An 18,417-nucleotide genomic window follows, 5' to 3' on the forward strand; every position below is an offset into this window, starting at 1 on the left:
TTACCTATTCTATTCACAGAGGTCTGATTATTGCCAACTTAAAAACGGGTGTAACGCCGTCGGCGCAGATAAAATTTCACCACGCCGAATACGCTGATGAGTACTAGCGGTAGCACCAAGTTAATAATCTGCCAGCGAACGGCTTCGTCTTTAACTTTCACCGAGTCTAGCGGACGAAGCCTCACTTCATTAGCGCGGGACTGAATCAATCCATTATCATCAACCATATACGCCAGAGCGTTCAGCATAAAATCCTGATTGGCAAAGGTTCGCTCGGTAAACGGATCAAAGCCCAACGGTAGCGGACGGTTATTTTGCGGATCAAGTTCGTTGCGAACCAAATCCCCATCAGAAACTACCAGAAGTTTAGTCGACACACTTTCGTCGCGAAAATCTTGAGTATTTAGTTCACTAGGGAGGACGCGATTGCGGAATACTGAAGTGTACTTCCCTTCCAGCAAATACGCTGTCGCTTGAGAGCCAGCTTGGTAACGCTCTGGTTCGGGAGCCTGCCGTAGCTCATTCAAATCAACCACAATGGGTGTGCTCAGTACCCGCGAATACTGAGATGTATATACTAACGGAGTTTTGGTTATACCCGGCGCGGCAATTGTATCAATAGAGTTGACGAAGCGAAACTGAACGGCATCTAAGTTACGAACTATGGGATGCGCTGCGTAATTGTTAGCTATCGGAAAAAATGGCCAGGGCAGCAGACGAACCTGCGGTTGATCGCCTAGATTACCCACCACAATCGGATACTGTCCCGATTCAATACTCTGAATCAACGTAGGATTCACTCGCAGCCCATAACGAAACAGCAGATCATCTAGCCCGGTATCAATCGGAAATGCAAACGCTCCGTTAGAACTCAGGCTATCCATATCAATTTGCAAAGCATCTAAAAAGAACAGAACGTTGCCCCCGCGCATAATATACTGGTCTAATTTATATTGATCTTCGCGACTAAACGCTTGCTGGGGCTTAGCCACAATCACGGCATCTACCGGGGCGATTTCTTCGGACTGAGGAAGAAAAAGTTCGTACACATCGTAGGTTTTTGATAGTTCGTCAATCAGGCTACCCATCTCCACCGAAGGCAGTTCGTCGTGCCCCCGCATAATAGCTACCTGCTTACGCCGAGCGGTTGTCACCCGCTGAATAGCCGAGGCTAACTCGTACTCTACCCCTTCAATGGATTGGTTAAGTTGCTGCTGAGCCGAAGCCCCCTTATCGCCTTTCAGCAATATTGCTGCTGTCTCACGCCCTCCCGAACGAATAACCGCTCCCGGCACAATCAACCGCTGAATACGATTTCCATTCTCTTCGTCAAATACCCGCGTAATCTCAACTCCCATACTATCCAACCGGAAGAAAAAATCGTTACGCTGCTCGGCACTTACTGCCGTTAGAGGATCGACGAAGCGGTAGCGTAGATTACTTCCGCTGTAGGACTGAAAATTATCCAGCGTTTCTTCAATGCTACGTTGCAATCGCTGAAAATCAGGGGGTAGTTTACCTTCCAGATAGACCGTGACTTCTACACTCTGCTCTAAGTTTTGCAGTAGATTTTTGGTAGGATCAGACAAACTGTAACGCTTCTCCTCAGTAAGATCAAGCTGAAAAAAATAACTTTGCGCCAGCACATTTAGAAAAAATAATGCCGCCACGCCAATACCCAGTCGGGAAATATCCCGCCAAAAAACTTTCCGCTCACGTTGTACTGTTCGATTACTCAATGGTTCAATTGTTCAATTGCTGATTGCTATTGGGTTTTGGAAGTTAGGGATTAGGTGTTGGAGACCGGAGGCCAGCCGCTGTGGAACAGCCCCTGTGGAACAGCCCCTGTGGAACAGCCCCTGAAGACCGAAAAAGTGAATAGAAGCCCTGATTCCTCAGTTTTTGTCTTTCAATTTCTAACCTTCCATTATTTGTTCTCAATTAATCATCAGTCATTACTCATTAATCACTTTTCACTATCAATTATCAACTTTCCATTATCTATTGGTTTTACCATTTCCGGCTGTTTAGTACCAATTGCGTAAGTAGCAACATTAGCGTAGTTATGGTAACGAAGTACAGTAGATTTCGGGAGTCTATCAGCCCTCGGCTCATGGCATCGTAGTGATGCAAAATTCCAAACTTTTCTACTACCAGTGCTGAGTCGCCCCAAAATTCTAAACCTGCCAGTGAACTAAATCCGGTGTATAAAAAGAAGCAGAAAAACACTGCTAGAATAAAGGCAATCACCTGATTCTCAGTAAGCGACGATGCTAGTGTACCAATTGCCGTAAAAACTCCTCCTAGCAAGGTAATGCCAATGTAAGAACCAAAGATTCCGGCCGAATCCAGATTACCTATCGGGTTACCTAGTAGATAAACCGAAAAGTAGTAAATCAACGTAGGTAGCACCGCTAGCACCACCACCGTCCAGGACGCGAAGTACTTACCCAATACCAGTTGCCAATCGGTGACGGGTTGGGTAAGGATCAGCTCCATGGTACCGGCTTTCCGTTCTTCGGCGAAACTACGCATGGTAATGGCCGGGATTAAGAACATAAAGACGTAAGGCCCTAACGAAAACAAGGTAGAAAGATCGGCAAAGCCGTAAGCCAGCACGCTAGTATCTGGAAAGACCCACATAAGCAGTCCCGTTCCGGTCAGGAATACCGCAATTACCACGTAGGCAATCAGTGAGTTAAGGTAGCTGTTGACTTCTTTGCGGTAAATAGCCAGCATAGTGTTACGATGGATTTACTTTGGTGGTGGTTAAGCTACGGAAAATTTCTTCCAAAGAAGCTCCGGCATTTCGCTTATTCTCTTCCATAATTGGCTTCATGCCGATTAGTACGTGCTGGTTTTCGCAGGCAAATCGGAAAATAGCCGGACGAATATCTTCCTGATCCAGCGGAGCGGCTAGTTCATAAGTGGATTGATATTTTTTTTCTACCTTGATAATTCCTGCTAAGTTCTGCAATTGCGCCTCATCTACGGGTTGCAGAAAACTAACTTCTACTCGCTGCAATTCCCCCAAATCATCTTGCCCTTCCGATTGTAATTCATCCAGCGGACGGTCAATTACCAGGTTGCCCCGGTTGATGATGATTACCCGGTCGCAGAGGGCTTGCACTTCTTGCATGATATGGGTAGAAAAAATAACCGTTTTCTCCTGGCTGATTTCTTTTATCAGTGTTCGAATTTCCGAAAGCTGATTGGGGTCTAGCCCGGTGGTGGGCTCATCCAAAATGAGTACCGAAGGATTATGAATCAACGCCTGCGCCAATCCCACTCGCTGACGGTAACCTTTGGAAAGGGCACTAATCTTTTTTCGCTGCTCAGGTTCCAGACCGCACAAACTAACTACTTCTTTTACTCTATCCGAGAGGTTTACGCCTTGCATCCCGTACAGTGAACCAATAAATTGCAAATATTCATGCACGTACATATCCAGATACAGCGGATTGTGTTCGGGTAAGTACCCCAAACACTTTCGCACCGCTACCGAATCTTCTTCTACATCATGATCGCATACACGCACCGAACCTTGGGTAGGCGGCAAGTAGCCCGTCGCAATTTTCATAGTAGTGGACTTACCCGCTCCGTTTGGCCCCAAAAACCCTACGATCTCACCGGGTTGGGCGGAAAACGATATTTGGTTCACTGCTACCTGCTTACCGTACGTTTTTGTCAAATTCTCAACAACGAGCGACATGGGTTTTAGTGTTTAATTGACTCGCTATACAGTATTATCATTAGGCTCTTTTTCATCGGTGAACAATCAGTTCTGAGCGGTTCATTTCTATCAAAACGTATCGCTTAAATAGACTTTCTATGCGCTTAATATTTCCTTCAAAAAGACGAATCAGATCACGATTCTTAATATTGCCTGTCTTAATTACTAACAACCTTTTAGGTTTTCCAGTCAAGATATGATCGTCAAAAAAATCACTGTCTTTTGAGATAACGACTCTATCATCCTGATCGGCAATTGTAATAATCTCTTTATCATCGCTGCGATTTGCTGCAGGCAACTCCAAAGTGTGTATTGCATCAAACTCACGTTCTTTGAGCCAATCAGCTAGCAATTTTGGGAGCTGTGCATCGATAATGAACTTCATGAAGCCAGAGGATAAACTGCCTTGGTTTGCGTTACCTGAACGGCATAGGCTAGACAAGCCAGTAAATCTTCTTTCACCAAATCGGGGTAGTCAGCTAATATCTCTTCATGAGTCATATCGGCAGCTAACAATTCCAGTATATTTTCTACTGGGTAGCGGAGCCCCCTTATAGTTGGCTTACCATGACAAATATTAGCGTTAATGGTAATGCGGCTTAGCAAATTTTCTCCTTCCATAGTATGTAATCTTTATTCGTCGCATATTAAGCATTGAATACACTTGTTATTCGTTGCACGACTGGTTATTTTGCCTGTTAGTAACAGTCTGGCTAGCATGTGGGGCTTAGGTTTGCGTGATGATCTAAAGCGGCCCTGCGTGCTCGCTATTGCTGGCTGCTGGGCTTTATATTTTTTTACTATCTTTATGATTTTCCTCTTTTGATCCCTTTTTTGTTGTAATCACCAGTACCCCTCGTTTTCCAGAATTTCCAAATATTCTAAGAGCGGCATCTTCTTTAAGTAATTCGATTTCCTTTATTTCTTTCTTAGTAAGTTTTAATCCTACCAAATCTATATTCCTTGGTTTTATGTACTCGATGCCGTCAATTACAAGTATTGGCTTTTTTGAGATTTTACCATCTTTTGAAAGATCTGAAATTGTTTCGGTTAAAAAAGTTTTATTAGTCCCTTCATCGTATAGATAGTACCTATTAAGTGAACTACATGACCAAAGGAATACAAATAAAAGCGGTAGAAAAGTATATTTCATTCTCGTTAAGGTTTTTGCCTTGCGTACAACGATAAATGCAGCAGATGCCCCGGTAATGTTTGCTCCTTATCTTTCGTTAATCCATGATGCTCATTGGAGCAACTAGTTTTCTAATACTGTACAAACAGGGGTAGTTGCTGTATGGTGTTGTATACTGTATTATATCATTTCTCCATAATTTATTGCAACTCGAGTCTGAGATTCAATTGCGTAAAATTTATTATTGAAGACTTGCATCTTGAAATCTAGTTCGTCTAGATCCTTAAACTGTGTCAAATTGTTTTTTTCAATTATTGAATCAATATTTTCTTTTAAGTGACTTTCTATTTTATTTATAAGCTTTTGATATCTACGGGTTATCCCAACCGCTTCATTGCTAAATCCGGATGAAGCAAGTCCACCACCTAAAGGAATATAAACAATACCTTGATCAAGCTCAACTAAAGAATTTATATGTGCATTTCGTAATTCTTTAATGTCGTGGTCTGTTGGCGGATATTCTAAACCTATGACATCAGTTAATCTATATGGCTCTATTGAATCTGGCCAATTATTATGGATTATTCGAATTATATCTAGCTTAGTCCAACTTTGATGGTTAAAAACATTTATTAAATATGCATTATCATTATCAAACCGAACATATAATAATGGGCCCGTTCTTTTTATAAACTCCGATTGATCTTCTAACTCTGTCCCAAGATGTAGATGGTATATTCCCCAGTCATTCAAAAGGTCATCATCATAAATTAAATTTCTTATCGATTTACTTAGGTGAGGTGTTAAATCGATTCCACTCTCAATCTTACAGACAATCAAATTTAATCCATTTTGATGCTCTGTTGGGCAGGTGAAAACATTTGACCTTAGAACATTCCGTTTTTTTGGTTCAATTAATCTCCTCACTAAATTGAAATAGTAATTGCTTACTTTATGATTATCCCAATCATCATTAATCGTATATCCGCGATTTAATAAATCGTTTTTCAATATTTCGATCCAGTCGTTAAAAAAATTTGCTTCTATTTTTTTCATATAGCATACAACTAATGTATATACGCTACTTATAGCGCATATACCTGCTATGCCAAAGAGGTTTATCCCCTTTAGACATGCCATTCTCAGATAATTTCTTGTACCAATCATAGCACTATCTATGATTATCATTATCCCCTGTCAATTATCAACTAGCAAGACATGCTTCTCCCTCTATCTCAATTTTCCGCTCAAATTGAGTACTCCCTTACGGAATTACAAACGAAAATGCGGGTATTTATTACCTCTGGTTAGTGTTCGGCGGTAGCGTGACCGTTGCTCTTAATCTCTTGGTGTGATTCGGGTGATGTTTGATCAGGTGAAGGTTGCTTATTTTCGCCCTGGATAATCTGCTGAGGATTTTTCACTGGAACCACTACTGATTTTTTAGCCATTTGCAGCAGTTGCTTCTCGAGACTATCTTTCACCAACAGCAAAATAGTCAATACTAGCGCATAAAATCCGGTAACAATCAGGAATCCCAAATAAGCACTATTCAGAGCATCATTAATCAACAGTCCGGCAGTAATGCTAAGAAAAACTAATACGAACAAAGCTAGTAGTGCGATAGCTGCCAGGATAATCAGCTTGGAGATGACTTCGGTCATTTTCTCCTGGGCATTGGCTTTCATACGCTCTACTTCAACGCGAATATAGTAGCCCGGATGATTGACCACATCAATGTATTTGGCAATTGCCTTCGGAATTTTCATAATCAAGATGGGTTAAGTAAAAAAATAGTGCAATCAGATGATTTGTCGCGTATTACCCTTCAGCGAAAAAGACCCTTAGTAAGAATGACCAGCTGCAACTGCTTCAGACAGCGGTTGTACTTCCTTATTCACCAGCATTCCGTGTACCCCCTCCAACGGCATATTGATTAACGATACAGTCACGTTTCGTTCTTCTGCAATATGCTGGTATTCGTAAATAGCTTCAATCACGTCGTAGTCAACATACTTCGTATTATCACCGTAGATTTCTACTACCGATCCGGGGGGCAGTTGATCCAGTGCCTTAGCTAGGCTGGCCTTGTTCAAAAAAGATACGTGCTCGCTCAGATGAATTTCGTAGTGGTTGTGCGTATCTTTGTCCTGAGTAATAAACGAAAAAGGCGTGCTATAGTTAGCCCGAAGAATGTAGTAAAAACCAACCGCCATACCGATGGCAATTCCAACTAGCAAATCGGTGAATAGAATAGCCAATATGGTAACAATGAATGGGATAAACTGATCGTAGCCCAAATTCCACTGCTTTTTGTACAGAATAGGCTTGGTTAATTTATAGCCCACATTTAATAGTACTGCCGCTAAGGCAGCTAACGGAATCATGTTCAGGATATTGGGAATAAGCAGTGTACAAGAGATCAGTAATATTCCGTGAAAGAAGGCGGCCATCTTGGTTTTGCCCCCCGCACTAATATTTGCCGTACTCCGAACGATAACTGCCGTCATTGGAATTCCTCCAATCAAACCTGCAATCATATTTCCAATTCCCTGCGCGCGTAACTCCCGGTTAAGGGGAGTGCGATGCTTCTCGGGATCAAGTTTGTCGGTAGCTTCAATGCTCAGCAAGGTCTCAACACTAGCAATAATCGCAATGGTAATGGCCGTGCGAACCGTAGTTAGTTGAAACATCTGAGAAAAATCAGGAAAGTCTAGTTCCTGCTGAATATCATTTATGCCTCTAATGACAGGCAACTGCACTAAGTGCTCCGCTTGAATAGCCAAGTTAGGGGCAAAGGTAACCAGTAGCTGATTAACCAATACCCCCAGGAGTACGGCCACCAGTGCGCCAGGAGCAATAGCAAGAGGGGATTTTTTGATAAACGGTTGCTTCCAGAGAATAATTGCTCCTAACGATACGCTGCCAACCAGCAGTGCCCCCCATCGGAGGTGACTGAACGCATAACCGATTTCTGAAAACGTATTCCTCCCATCTGCTTGAAAGAAAGCAATGTCGCCGAAAAAATCTTGATCAATTCCCAGGAAATGTGGAATTTGCTTGAGAATAAGAATAAGCCCAATAGCGGCCAGCATTCCCCGAATTACGGCCGAAGGGAAGTAGTGACCAATTACCCCCGCCTTTACCATTCCTAATGCTACCTGAATAGCCCCCGCCAATATTACTGCACATAAAAAACCTTCAAATGAGCCGATAGCCTCAATACCATCCAGTACGATCACCGTGAGTCCAGCAGCCGGCCCACTCACTGCCAAATTAGAACCACTCAGCAAGCCCACCACCAAACCACCAATGATACCGGTTACCAAGCCTGAGAGCAGAGGTGCTCCCGAAGCAAGGGCAATTCCCAAACAAAGAGGAAGGGCAACCAAGAAAACGACTAATGAAGCGGGTATGTCTTCCCTCAGGTGCTGAGCGAAATTATAGTTAGGTTTCATGTGTATAAGGTCTTGTGCTTACTAGATAATATTACCAACTGAAACTTGCCAGCCACGATCGGCTAAGATATTTTAGCCTAGCTCATTCGCTTTAACCATTCGTATGCACGAACTGGTAGTTATCTATAAAGTGAAGAGTAGAGCTTATGAAAATAACGATCAACTCTTTGCTAAAATACAAAAAGTAACACAGTAATTAGAAGTGAGAAATCAATTAATTCAATAGAGTGCTATTGCTACTTGGCAAAGTAGTACTTCTACGGTAAGTGCTGCTCTTCCTTTGGTTTTGCGCTTGCCTACTGTATCTTAGCTCAGCAAAACATATAATAAAAACAGGTGTGGAGTACGATATTGTTATTATTGGAGGCGGAATCGTAGGATTAGCGACTGCCCTCAAGCTAAAGGAGAAGCGTCCTCAGCTAAAACTGGCGGTGCTCGATAAGGAAACCAAAGTAGCCGCTCACCAAACTGGTCATAATAGCGGAGTCATTCACTCGGGAGTTTATTACAAGCCCGGTAGTTTGAAGGCTACCAATTGTATTCGGGGTTATCAAATGCTACTCGACTTCTGCCAGCAGCATGAAGTCCCTCATGAATGCTGTGGTAAAGTGATTGTAGCCACCCGACCGTCGGAGTTGCCTCAGCTAGACAAAATTCAGGAACGCGGTGCTGCTAATGGACTAACGGGATTAAAGCGTTTAGCAAAAGAAGAAATAGCTGAGTACGAACCTCACATAAATGGGTTAGAAGCCATTTTTGTACCCCAAACTGGCATTATTGACTACACAGCTGTCTGCCAGAAATATGCTGAACTGATGCAAAAGCAGGACGGATTGCTATTTCTGGATCGTAAGGTGCTAGACATCAGAACCCATATTAGTGGTAGTACAATTATTACCAATCACGGAACGTTTACTGCCCGAGTCATCGTAAACTGCGCGGGACTTTACTCCGATAAAGTCGCGCAAATGATGCGTCCTGATGTCAACGTGAAAATTGTTCCGTTCCGAGGAGAATACTACGAGCTGAAAGAAGAGAAGCAGTACTTGGTTAAAAACCTGATCTATCCAGTGCCTGATCCGGCGTTTCCATTCTTGGGAGTACATTTCACGCGTATGATTGGCGGAGGAATAGAAGCGGGGCCCAACGCAGTATTAGCCTTCCGGCGCGAAGGGTACACCAAATCTGACGTTCATGTAGGTGAGCTAAGCGAAACAATTACCTGGCCTGGTTTTCAGAAAGTGGCTCGTAAATACTGGCGTACCGGTTTGGGTGAAATGTACCGCTCGTTTTCCAAATCAGCGTTTACTAAAGCATTACAGCATCTGATTCCTGATGTACAAGAAGATGATCTGGTTCCAGGTGGAGCTGGGGTACGGGCACAGGCATGTGACCGGAATGGTGGACTGCTCGATGACTTTAAGATTATGGAAGATGAGTACGCCGTACACGTGCTCAATGCTCCGTCGCCCGCTGCTACTTCTTCTCTTTCTATTGGTCAAACCGTTTCCGAATTAGTTTTACCAAGGTTCAATCAGAAGAGAGCCGCCTTCTCAGCATAAGCAGTGTAACGCCAAATTCTCGAGCTTTATGAGTGACAATATCATATTCACCAAAGAAGAGCTAGAGCGATATAGCCGTCACCTTATTATTCCCGATTTTAATATTGAGGGGCAACGTAAGCTAAAAGCAGCAAAAGTACTGGTAGTAGGCAGCGGAGGATTGGGAGCACCACTACTATCCTACTTAGTAGCCGCCGGGGTTGGCAACATCGGTATTGTAGATTTTGACACCGTAGACGAAAGCAACTTACAGCGTCAGATATTATTCACGGTAGATGACGTGGAGCGACCCAAGGTGGAAGCCGCCGCCGAACGACTTCGTAAGCAAAATCCATTTGTCAATATCAAAACCTACAATACGGTGCTCACTTCCCAAAATGCGCTAGATATTATTAAAGATTACGATGTAGTAGCCGATGGTACCGATAATTTCCCTACTCGCTATCTGGTGAATGATGCTTGTGTACTGCTAAACAAAGTCAACGTATACGCCTCAATTTTCCGGTTTGAGGGGCAAGCCTCAGTGTTCAACTATACTGACAAGGATGGCAGTGTTGGCCCCAATTACCGCGACTTATTTCCTTCTCCACCTCCGCCAGGCTTAGTGCCTAGTTGTGCTGAGGGCGGAGTACTCGGTGTGCTGCCCGGTATCTTGGGAAGTTTGCAAGCCAACGAAGTCATCAAAGTAATTACCGGAATAGGCGAAACACTTTCGGGGCGACTTTTCCTATTTGATGCATTGAGCTTTGAAACCCGTACCCTGAAAATTCACCGCAATCCGGACAATCCACTCAATGGCGAAAACCCCACCCAAGCTGAGCTGATTGATTACGAGCAGTTCTGCGGCATTCCCACTCAGGAAGAAAAATCAAAGGTCAAGGAAATCAGCGCACGAGAATTATACGAGCTAATTGAAGGTAAAAAAGATTTCCAACTACTCGATGTACGCGAACCCTACGAGTACGATATTGCCAACCTAGGGGGAGAGCTTATTCCACTAAACCAAATAGAAGAGCAAGCAGAAAGGGTTGCCTCCAATAAGCAAGTGATCGTACACTGCCGCAGTGGCAAACGCAGCCAGCAAGCCATTAAACAACTAGAGAAAAAACACGGCTTCACCAACCTCTACAACCTCCGAGGCGGTCTCCTTGCTTGGGCTGAAGAGATTGATGATCGTGTAGCCAAATATTAAACGGAAACCGGATACTGGAATCTGGAGACCGGAATAACTATTTTCGGTCGCCGGCTTCCGGTCGGCCGCCGACGCGGTTCCGGCTTCCCACTAACCACACCTCCAACGTATCTGGCGTAGCTGCTAGCAACTTCTGATGCGACTGAAGAAGCACTGGATGCACTTCATTGGGAATTAGCTCAACCAGTGGAGCTAGCGTAAACCGACGGTTCTGTATTTCGGGGTGCGGTACGGTAAGCGTAGCAGTGCGGACGAGGCGGTTGCCGTAGTAAAGCAGGTCAATGTCAATCAAGCGCTCCCGCCATTTGCCGACCTTCACCTTACCTATTTTTTGCTCAATATTTTGCAAAGCGCGTAGCAAGTCTTCGTGCCCCAGGTCAGTATCTATCTGAATTACCTGATTATAAAATAGGGGCTGATCCAATACTCCCCAGGCTTCGGTTTCGTAAATGCCGGAGGTACGTATGATACTGCCTACCTGCTGAACAATATGTTCCCGTGCCTGTTGAAGATTTTTACCCCGATCTTCCAGATTGCTACCTAATAACACATAAATTCCCTTAATTACCTTCACCTGAAGTATTGAAAAATGTTAAATTTCGGATTCTTGTGTAAGAAAATAAGATAATCTGATACTAAGAAAGAAAACTATTTAATATCCTTTACTATGATATTTTTACGAAACGTGTTAGCCACCCTAGTAGGGTTGATCCTCTTCTTCGGATTAATCTTTGCCATTTTTGGCGGAATTATCGCCGCTGCCTCTCAAGAACCTGAAGTAGAGGTAAAAGAAAACTCAGTACTACATCTGAAATTAAACAAGCCCATTGTGGAGCGAAAAATGGACGACCCGTTCAGTGAACTACCTCTTCCAGGCTTTGATGACGGTACTATCGGATTACTACAAATACGCAGTGCCATTCAAGCCGCCAAGGAGGATGAAAGCATCAAAGGCATTTACCTTGATGCCGGTCTTTCGCTCGGTGGCTTTGCTAGTTTAGAAGAAATCCGCAATGATCTGATTGACTTTAAAGAGTCGGGAAAATTTATTCTTTCGTACAGTGATTTTCTCAGCGAACAGGCTTACTACATTGCTTCCGTAGCCGATGAACTATACATTCACCCCGATTGGGGCGGAGTAGAATTTAATGGTTTTATGATGGAAACGGTGTTCATCAAAGAAACCTTAGATAAACTTGGTCTTAAGCCCGAAATCTTCCGGGTGGGGGATTTCAAGAGTGCTATTGAGCCGCTAACTCGCACCAGCATGAGTGATTCTAGCCGGGCACAAACGGTATCTTTTCTCAATTCGCTTTACGACACCTACCTCAACCGTATAGAAACTTCTACCGATATATCCGAAAGTCAGCTTCGTAGCTTGGCTGATTCTATGAAGATACGGGAGCCACAAGATGCCGTAGATGCTAACATGGTAACTGGGCTGCGCTACCCCGACGAAGTGCGCGACCTACTGCGGGAGAAACTTGGTTTGGAAGAAGGAGAAAGTGAAGAGGACGATGATGATATCAACTTTATCTCGGTAGAAAAGTACAGCAAAGCGGTAGAAGCCCGTGCTCCCGATTACTCCCGCAATCGCGTAGCCGTGATTGTCGCTTCGGGCAGCATTGTTAATGGCGAAGGAGACATGGATAACATTGGTGGCGATCGGTTTGCCAAAGAAATTCGCAAAGCCCGCGAAGACGATAATGTGAAAGCCATGGTTATCCGAATTAACTCGGGCGGGGGAAGTGCCCTAGCCTCAGATAAGATGTGGCGGGAGATTCAACTAGCCAAGCAGGAGAAACCTGTGATCGCCTCTATGTCTGACGTAGCGGCTTCGGGTGGGTACTACATGGCAATGGGTTGCGATACTATTGTAGCTCACCCTAATACCATCACCGGATCTATTGGTATTTTTGGTGCGTTTTTCAACGTAGAAGGTATGCTGGATAAGATAGGCGTAGATACCGAGATTGTCCAGACAGGCGAGTTTGCCGACATCTTCTCGCCCTCCAAACCTATGTCAGAGGCCGAACGGCGAATTATTCAAAATGGTGTTGAGCAGGGCTACGAGACCTTTACCAGCAAAGCAGCCGAGGGAAGAAACATGACAGTAGAGCAACTGAAAAAAGTGGCTTCGGGGCGAGTCTGGAGCGGAACAGAGGCTCTGGAACGTGATTTAGTAGACGTACTAGGCGGACTAGATGACGCCGTAGCCATTGCGGTAGCAAAGGCGGGCCTAGAAGAGGATGATTACCGCATAAAGTACTATCCCGAAAACAAAGACATCTTCCAGCAAATTATGGAAGAGTTGGGGCAAGAAGTGAGCACTCAGCTGCTCAAGCGTGAGCTTGGCGATGCCTTCCCCTATGTGCAGCAATTTCAACAAGTACGCGACTGGCAAGGTATCCAAGCCCGCATGCCTTTCATGATGGAGATTAAATAGCTAGAAGTATAATTACAGTGAGATAAATCCCCCTATATCCCCCTTTTTTAGGGGGAAGGCTTCATTTGTTTTTAACATTTCTATGTTCGTTTTATCAGTGCTCAGAGAATAGTTCTTAACTAAGTGAGGACAATTATTTATGTATTGATATTACAACAAGTTCTCCTCCCCTTCATAAAGGGCCACGGTGGCGCGGAGATAGGGGGATTCAACCACTCCGCAGTCTAAAGAACGGGTAGCCAACCCAACTTCAGTATACCTAACTTGAAAAAGCCAGAGCTTCACTAAACAGCTAATAACTTCTGGTTTCCTCAACATTATGCAGTCCTATCATCCGTTATTTCCATGAACCAATCCTTTGCGACAGAATTACAGAAATATATCACTAAACAGTTCACTCAGCTACGGCAGTGGCTTCGGCCTGACCCTGCTGACTCAGTGGCTGTGAAAATTTTCAAGGGAATATACAAATCGTTAGCCGTACTGGTATTAACTGCCTTCTCCCCCGTAATTATCGTTATCTTAGCTATCGCTTTCCTAGCAGCTTTTTAGTACCAAAGACTGTTTACTATCCAATGAAAGTTCTTACCTCTCCGGTGTTTATTATTTGTGCGCTGCTGTTTATCATACATCAAGTTCTGCAAAAAGGACTGGATATTACTTTTCCGATGGTTGATCGCTACTTAGACAACCTGCTGACGATGCCAATTATACTAAGCCTACTGCTGGTAGAGCGACAGTATCTCTTTAAACGGGGAAAAGCGTACCGCCTATTGGCTTTAGATGTAGTAGTCGCTACTGTTTTTATCACTCTAGTATCGGAAATTCTTTTTCCACTCTTTTCTGATGATTTTACCACCGATTGGTGGGATGTAGCTTTCTTAGCATTAGGCAGCCTGATTTTCTATATTACCATCAATACAATTCCTACCAAAGAAAAAGATCGCGATACCCGCTCCCGATAGTAAGTCAAAGCTTATTAATACTACGCATAAAGAGTTTATGGTTCTCAAACAAATTCCGTGAAGCATTAACTTGTTGCGTGCAAGAGATTATATTTCATTAGGAGGTACTTGAACTTTCAGATTTGAAGATCACCTTAATAGACGGAACACCAACCATATAGATTCACCTAGGACCGTCCGCCAGGGATCATTAATCAGCGGGAACAGCGAAAATTTCGGGACTTGAAAATACCGGAGCGTGAAGTTTGGTTCTATATCCACCCCACCCAATTTTGCTGCCTTAGTTGTAAGCGGTGCTTTTTCGGGCATCTCAATTGGGTGGTAAAGGGCAAGTCCTATACCCAACGACAAGCCAAACGGATAGTTGAGATATGTGAAAAACAATCTTCCTCCCAAGTAGCCGGCACTCCGGTGGGTGCTTTAGTAGGTATGTGCCCTAACACCGTAGAACACTTGTTCTACCAGTGGGCCGAACAGGTTATCGTCCTTCCCGAACGGTATGCCGCAGTCAAGAAACTGGGCATCGACGAGATCGCCCACAGGAAAGGAAGAAAGGACTATGTTTGTGTACTAACCGATCTGGAACGGGGCATCCAACTTGCTATGCTACCCAACAGGAAAAAAGAGATTTTGATGGCTCATTTCAAGGGACTCGGTGAGAAGTTTTGCCATCAGATCAAAGTAGTCAGTTGCGATATTTGGAAGACCTATGTCCAGGTGTCGCAGGTATTTTTTTTAGCAAGGTACTGCTTTGATCTACCGCAGCGTAAACGCATTCTCCTCAGTAATCCCACCCCAATCATCCGATCGGAACGGCACAGCAGGTAAGCCTTCTTCATTGTACAAATTAGCCTGATCGGGATTATTAGCCCAGGCGTAGCGTACCGCCACCGGATCATCAACAGCATCGCTATAAACCGTTACTTCATTTTCTCCGGTAACTTCAGCTTTCGCCCAGTGAAATTCTTGATCGCTTCCTGCCAAAGTAAAACCTTTTAGGTAACCATACTTATCTTTTACTACCAAGCCACTACCAATATCATCTAGCTTCACAATCATCTTGCTTCCTTCCACTTGAGCCGATTGGAAAGTAGGGCCAGACGCCACTACGTCTTCCCCGTAAGCAATTTCTCGCATAGCCAAGGCTAATCGCTTACCCACATCACGCTTATTGGCTGGATGAATATCGTCGGCTTCGCCAATATCAATAATGGTAGCCATGCCTACTTTGGGTAGCTTCAAAGCTTTAGTTTGTGCTTCTCGCAACTCAGCCCAGTTGCTAGGCTGAGGGGTTTCCACCGGAGCCATAAAATTAGCCAACTGCACAAAAGCAAACGGCATCTCACTACCCCAATCGTTTCGCCACTGCTGAATCATAGCCGGAAAGATTTTGCTGTATTCCTTCGCCCGAGAGGCATTAGTTTCCCCCTGATACCAGATTGCCCCCTTCAAACCGTAGGGGACTAGAGGATGAATCATGGCGTTGTAAAGCAAGCTGGGGTAATGATGGAGCTGGGTTGGATAGTTTTCACGTCCGGCTCCACGTTGGTAATGCCAATTTCCGGCTAACGGAAAACGCACCGACTGCTGCTGGGTTGGGGTTAGATAGAAATCTTTACCAGCGATAGCAAACCCACCTTGCCCACCTTTATCAATCACTCGGATCGTAATAGTATTTTCACCTTCTTTAATGGCGGAAGCCGGAACTTTGTACCGACGGTACTGCTCTTTACCCTGAGTTCCTCCAACTTTGGTATCGTTGATCCAAACCTGATCGTTATCGTCAATAGTGCCTAGGTTAAGCAGCAAATCCTTCCCTTGAAATTCAGTAGGTAGTATCACTGACCTCTTAAACCAAACGGTGCCGTCATGACGACGAAGAGCGGGTTGGTTGAACGGGCTGGGGAGCAGTAGTGTCTCCCAATTCTGAAAATCAACACTAGCCGAAGACCAATTCTCCTGAACGCCTGGATCTTTACTGTCCACATCATCAAAGAAGCTGCTGGTTTTCGTCTGATGACTCTCCCTAACTTTCTCCATCGTATTTCCTTCAGCTTGCAGCTGCTGTACTGCTTCGTGCAAACGTGGATATTCGCTAAGAGCCTCAGCACTCATCCAAGCCTCAGCGGGGGTACCACCCCAATTTGAACTAATCAATCCGATGGGTACATTCAAATGCTCACGAAGCTGCTGGGCAAAGAAGTAGGCTACGGCTGAAAACTCCCGCACATTTTCCTCATTATTCACTTTCCATTCAGTCGGCAGAATATCACCTTTCGGCTGTAAGGCTTGGTCGTGCTTCACTTTAATTAGGCGGATTTGAGTATCATTAGCTGTATAAGCCACTTCGTTAGCATAAGGTAACTGACGTACCCGCCATTCCATGTTTGACTGACCGCCACAGAGAAACACATCTCCTACTAGCACATCGTTAAAAGAAACCGATTCACTATCACCCTTTATCTCAATAGTGTAAGGCCCACCCGCGTCGGTAGCGGGAAGCATTACCTGCCATTTGCCATTTTGGTCAGCTTTAGCGTTCAGTGTCTCACCATTAAAGGTTAGTGTAATCTTTTCCTTCGGACTAGCCTTGCCCCAAACGGGTACTGGCTGCTCGCGCTGAATTACCATATGGTTAGAAAAAACATGGGGAAGAGAAAGTTGCGCTGAAGCCTGAGTGATAAATAGATACGCTAAGCCAATGGAAAGAAGTAGACGAAACATAAGCATGATAGATTGGTTGTTGTAGGTGGAAAAATTAACCCACTTTTTTATCTTTTCAAAAGATTAAACGAATAGTACTACTAGACTTCCCTAAACTTTTCAAATATGGCTCAATCTGATCAAGCTCTGGAGAGCTATCTAAAAAAGCTGATGGATATTCAGTACGGCAACCGAGAGGAGCAACAGTTTACCCAAGAAGACCTTAAAAATATTGCCCTGGAAGCTGGACTTACTGAGTCGGCTTGGCAAAAATCACAACAAAAAGCCCAGCAGCATTTGCAACGGGGTACTGCTTACCTGAACGCTCAAAACTACGATGATGCTGCGAATGAGCTGGAGAATGCTGCATCGCTAATGCCCCACGATACCGAAGCTAACTACCTAGCAGCTAAAGCTTTTCTGTTTCGGGGTAACCACTACAACCGTACGACCGATTACGACCGATCCGAATACTACATTAACCGAACGCTCGGTATTGCCCCCGCCCACCCCGGAGCAATGCAGCTAAAGACCGAGCTTAACAACAAACGGCGGGTACTGAGCAACGAAACTGAGCGAAAAAGCCGAAGTAATAAATTTACTAAGTGGGGTATTATTGGTGGTTTAGCGATTGTGTTCATTGCCGGATACTTCAATATCTACAACAGCATGGTGGGGTTAGAAGAAAAAGTAAATAGTGCCTGGGCGCAGGTAGAAAACCAGTACCAACGCCGGGCCGACCTAATTCCCAATTTGGTGAAGACAGTAGAAGGAGCCGCAAATTATGAGCGGGAAACGCTAAACGAAGTAGTAAATGCCCGGGCAGCAGCTACTTCTATCCAGGTTGATGTAGATGACCTGGGCGATGCCGCAAAACTAGCTGAATACGCCCAGGCTCAGGAACAACTAGGCGGTTCACTCAATCGCCTGATTGCCGTTGCTGAACAGTATCCTGACTTGCGGGCCACTGAAAACTTTCGTGACCTGCAAAACCAATTAGAAGGCACTGAGAACCGTATTTCTACCGAGCGCCGCCGCTTCAATGAGTCTGTACAAAACTACAATGCCAAAGCCCGAAGGTTTCCTAATAACTTGTTGGGGTTTGATACTAAAGAGTACTTTTCTACCGACCCTGCCAATGCCCTACCACCCAGCGTAAACTTTAATGAATGATGATTAGTGCTTGAATTTATTACTCATCAATCATCATTCGTTATTCATTAGTC

The 18,417-nt window shown here is 44.4% G+C and carries 18 protein-coding genes; 7 read left to right on the forward strand and 11 right to left on the reverse strand.

What is annotated here, in order from left to right; genetic code table 11:
* Nucleotides 1-38: 38 nt before the first annotated feature.
* From gldG to P0M28_RS15920, 9 genes are all read right to left on the reverse strand, one after another.
* Entirely contained in the window at nucleotides 39-1,739 is a 1,701-nt protein-coding gene (gene gldG, locus P0M28_RS15880) for a gliding motility-associated ABC transporter substrate-binding protein GldG (protein ID WP_302203426.1), read from the reverse strand.
* Between the two features lie 271 nt (nucleotides 1,740-2,010).
* On the reverse strand, nucleotides 2,011-2,739 hold the full coding sequence (gldF, locus tag P0M28_RS15885) for a gliding motility-associated ABC transporter permease subunit GldF (RefSeq protein ID WP_302203427.1): 729 nt from the start codon (nucleotides 2,737-2,739) through the stop codon (nucleotides 2,011-2,013).
* A gap of 4 nt (nucleotides 2,740-2,743) precedes the next feature.
* A complete protein-coding gene (gene gldA / locus P0M28_RS15890) occupies nucleotides 2,744-3,712 on the reverse strand; it encodes a gliding motility-associated ABC transporter ATP-binding subunit GldA (RefSeq protein WP_302203428.1) in 969 nt (322 codons plus the stop codon).
* 52 nt (nucleotides 3,713-3,764) lie between these two features.
* Nucleotides 3,765-4,118, reverse strand: coding sequence for a DUF5615 family PIN-like protein (locus P0M28_RS15895; protein WP_302203429.1), 354 nt, complete (start codon nucleotides 4,116-4,118; stop codon nucleotides 3,765-3,767).
* Complete coding sequence (locus P0M28_RS15900; RefSeq protein ID WP_302203431.1) at nucleotides 4,115-4,354, reverse strand: DUF433 domain-containing protein; 240 nt, start codon at nucleotides 4,352-4,354, stop codon at nucleotides 4,115-4,117. Before P0M28_RS15900 ends, P0M28_RS15895 begins: the two co-directional genes overlap by 4 nt.
* Before the next feature lie 166 nt (nucleotides 4,355-4,520).
* The gene (locus P0M28_RS15905) at nucleotides 4,521-4,886 is read right to left on the reverse strand and encodes a hypothetical protein (RefSeq protein ID WP_302203433.1); all 366 of its coding nucleotides are present in this window, start codon (nucleotides 4,884-4,886) and stop codon (nucleotides 4,521-4,523) included.
* A 159-nt stretch (nucleotides 4,887-5,045) separates the two neighbouring features.
* A complete protein-coding gene (locus P0M28_RS15910; RefSeq protein WP_302203434.1) occupies nucleotides 5,046-5,921 on the reverse strand; it encodes a hypothetical protein in 876 nt (291 codons plus the stop codon).
* A 251-nt stretch (nucleotides 5,922-6,172) separates the two neighbouring features.
* Nucleotides 6,173-6,634: a phage holin family protein gene (locus P0M28_RS15915; protein WP_302203435.1), complete on the reverse strand. Its 462-nt coding sequence runs from the start codon at nucleotides 6,632-6,634 to the stop codon at nucleotides 6,173-6,175.
* A 75-nt stretch (nucleotides 6,635-6,709) separates the two neighbouring features.
* The gene (locus P0M28_RS15920; protein WP_302203436.1) at nucleotides 6,710-8,323 is read right to left on the reverse strand and encodes a SulP family inorganic anion transporter; all 1,614 of its coding nucleotides are present in this window, start codon (nucleotides 8,321-8,323) and stop codon (nucleotides 6,710-6,712) included.
* Nucleotides 8,324-8,661: 338 nt separating this feature from the next.
* On the opposite strand from P0M28_RS15920, the gene lhgO reads away from it, so the two are divergent.
* Both lhgO and moeB read left to right on the forward strand, forming a co-directional pair.
* Nucleotides 8,662-9,885, forward strand: a complete 1,224-nt coding sequence (gene lhgO / locus P0M28_RS15925; protein ID WP_302203437.1) for an L-2-hydroxyglutarate oxidase — start codon at nucleotides 8,662-8,664, stop codon at nucleotides 9,883-9,885.
* 28 nt (nucleotides 9,886-9,913) lie between these two features.
* Nucleotides 9,914-11,077, forward strand: a complete 1,164-nt coding sequence (gene moeB, locus P0M28_RS15930; protein ID WP_367281865.1) for a molybdopterin-synthase adenylyltransferase MoeB — start codon at nucleotides 9,914-9,916, stop codon at nucleotides 11,075-11,077.
* Nucleotides 11,078-11,114: 37 nt separating this feature from the next.
* Here the strand turns inward: moeB and folK are convergent, their stop codons facing one another.
* Nucleotides 11,115-11,651, reverse strand: a complete 537-nt coding sequence (gene folK / locus P0M28_RS15935) for a 2-amino-4-hydroxy-6-hydroxymethyldihydropteridine diphosphokinase (RefSeq protein ID WP_302203439.1) — start codon at nucleotides 11,649-11,651, stop codon at nucleotides 11,115-11,117.
* Nucleotides 11,652-11,744: 93 nt separating this feature from the next.
* On the opposite strand from folK, the gene sppA reads away from it, so the two are divergent.
* The 4 genes from sppA to P0M28_RS15955 all read left to right on the forward strand — a co-directional run bounded on the left by sppA (nucleotide 11,745) and on the right by P0M28_RS15955 (nucleotide 15,316).
* Nucleotides 11,745-13,523, forward strand: coding sequence for a signal peptide peptidase SppA (sppA, locus tag P0M28_RS15940; protein ID WP_302203440.1), 1,779 nt, complete (start codon nucleotides 11,745-11,747; stop codon nucleotides 13,521-13,523).
* Between the two features lie 345 nt (nucleotides 13,524-13,868).
* Nucleotides 13,869-14,075: a hypothetical protein gene (locus P0M28_RS15945; protein WP_302203442.1), complete on the forward strand. Its 207-nt coding sequence runs from the start codon at nucleotides 13,869-13,871 to the stop codon at nucleotides 14,073-14,075.
* A gap of 23 nt (nucleotides 14,076-14,098) precedes the next feature.
* A complete protein-coding gene (locus tag P0M28_RS15950) occupies nucleotides 14,099-14,488 on the forward strand; it encodes a hypothetical protein (RefSeq protein ID WP_302203443.1) in 390 nt (129 codons plus the stop codon).
* Nucleotides 14,489-14,710: 222 nt separating this feature from the next.
* Entirely contained in the window at nucleotides 14,711-15,316 is a 606-nt protein-coding gene (locus P0M28_RS15955; RefSeq protein WP_302203444.1) for a transposase, read from the forward strand.
* On the opposite strand, the gene P0M28_RS15960 is transcribed toward P0M28_RS15955, so the two are convergent.
* On the reverse strand, nucleotides 15,245-17,218 hold the full coding sequence (locus tag P0M28_RS15960) for a sialate O-acetylesterase (RefSeq protein WP_302203446.1): 1,974 nt from the start codon (nucleotides 17,216-17,218) through the stop codon (nucleotides 15,245-15,247). The genes P0M28_RS15955 and P0M28_RS15960 overlap by 72 nt on opposite strands.
* A 99-nt stretch (nucleotides 17,219-17,317) precedes the next feature.
* On the opposite strand from P0M28_RS15960, the gene P0M28_RS31105 reads away from it, so the two are divergent.
* A complete protein-coding gene (locus tag P0M28_RS31105) occupies nucleotides 17,318-18,364 on the forward strand; it encodes a LemA family protein (protein ID WP_367281866.1) in 1,047 nt (348 codons plus the stop codon).
* Nucleotides 18,365-18,417: the final 53 nt, after the last annotated feature.

This window comes from Tunicatimonas pelagia (assembly GCF_030506325.1).
Taxonomy (GTDB): Bacteria; Bacteroidota; Bacteroidia; order Cytophagales; family Cyclobacteriaceae; genus Tunicatimonas; species Tunicatimonas pelagia.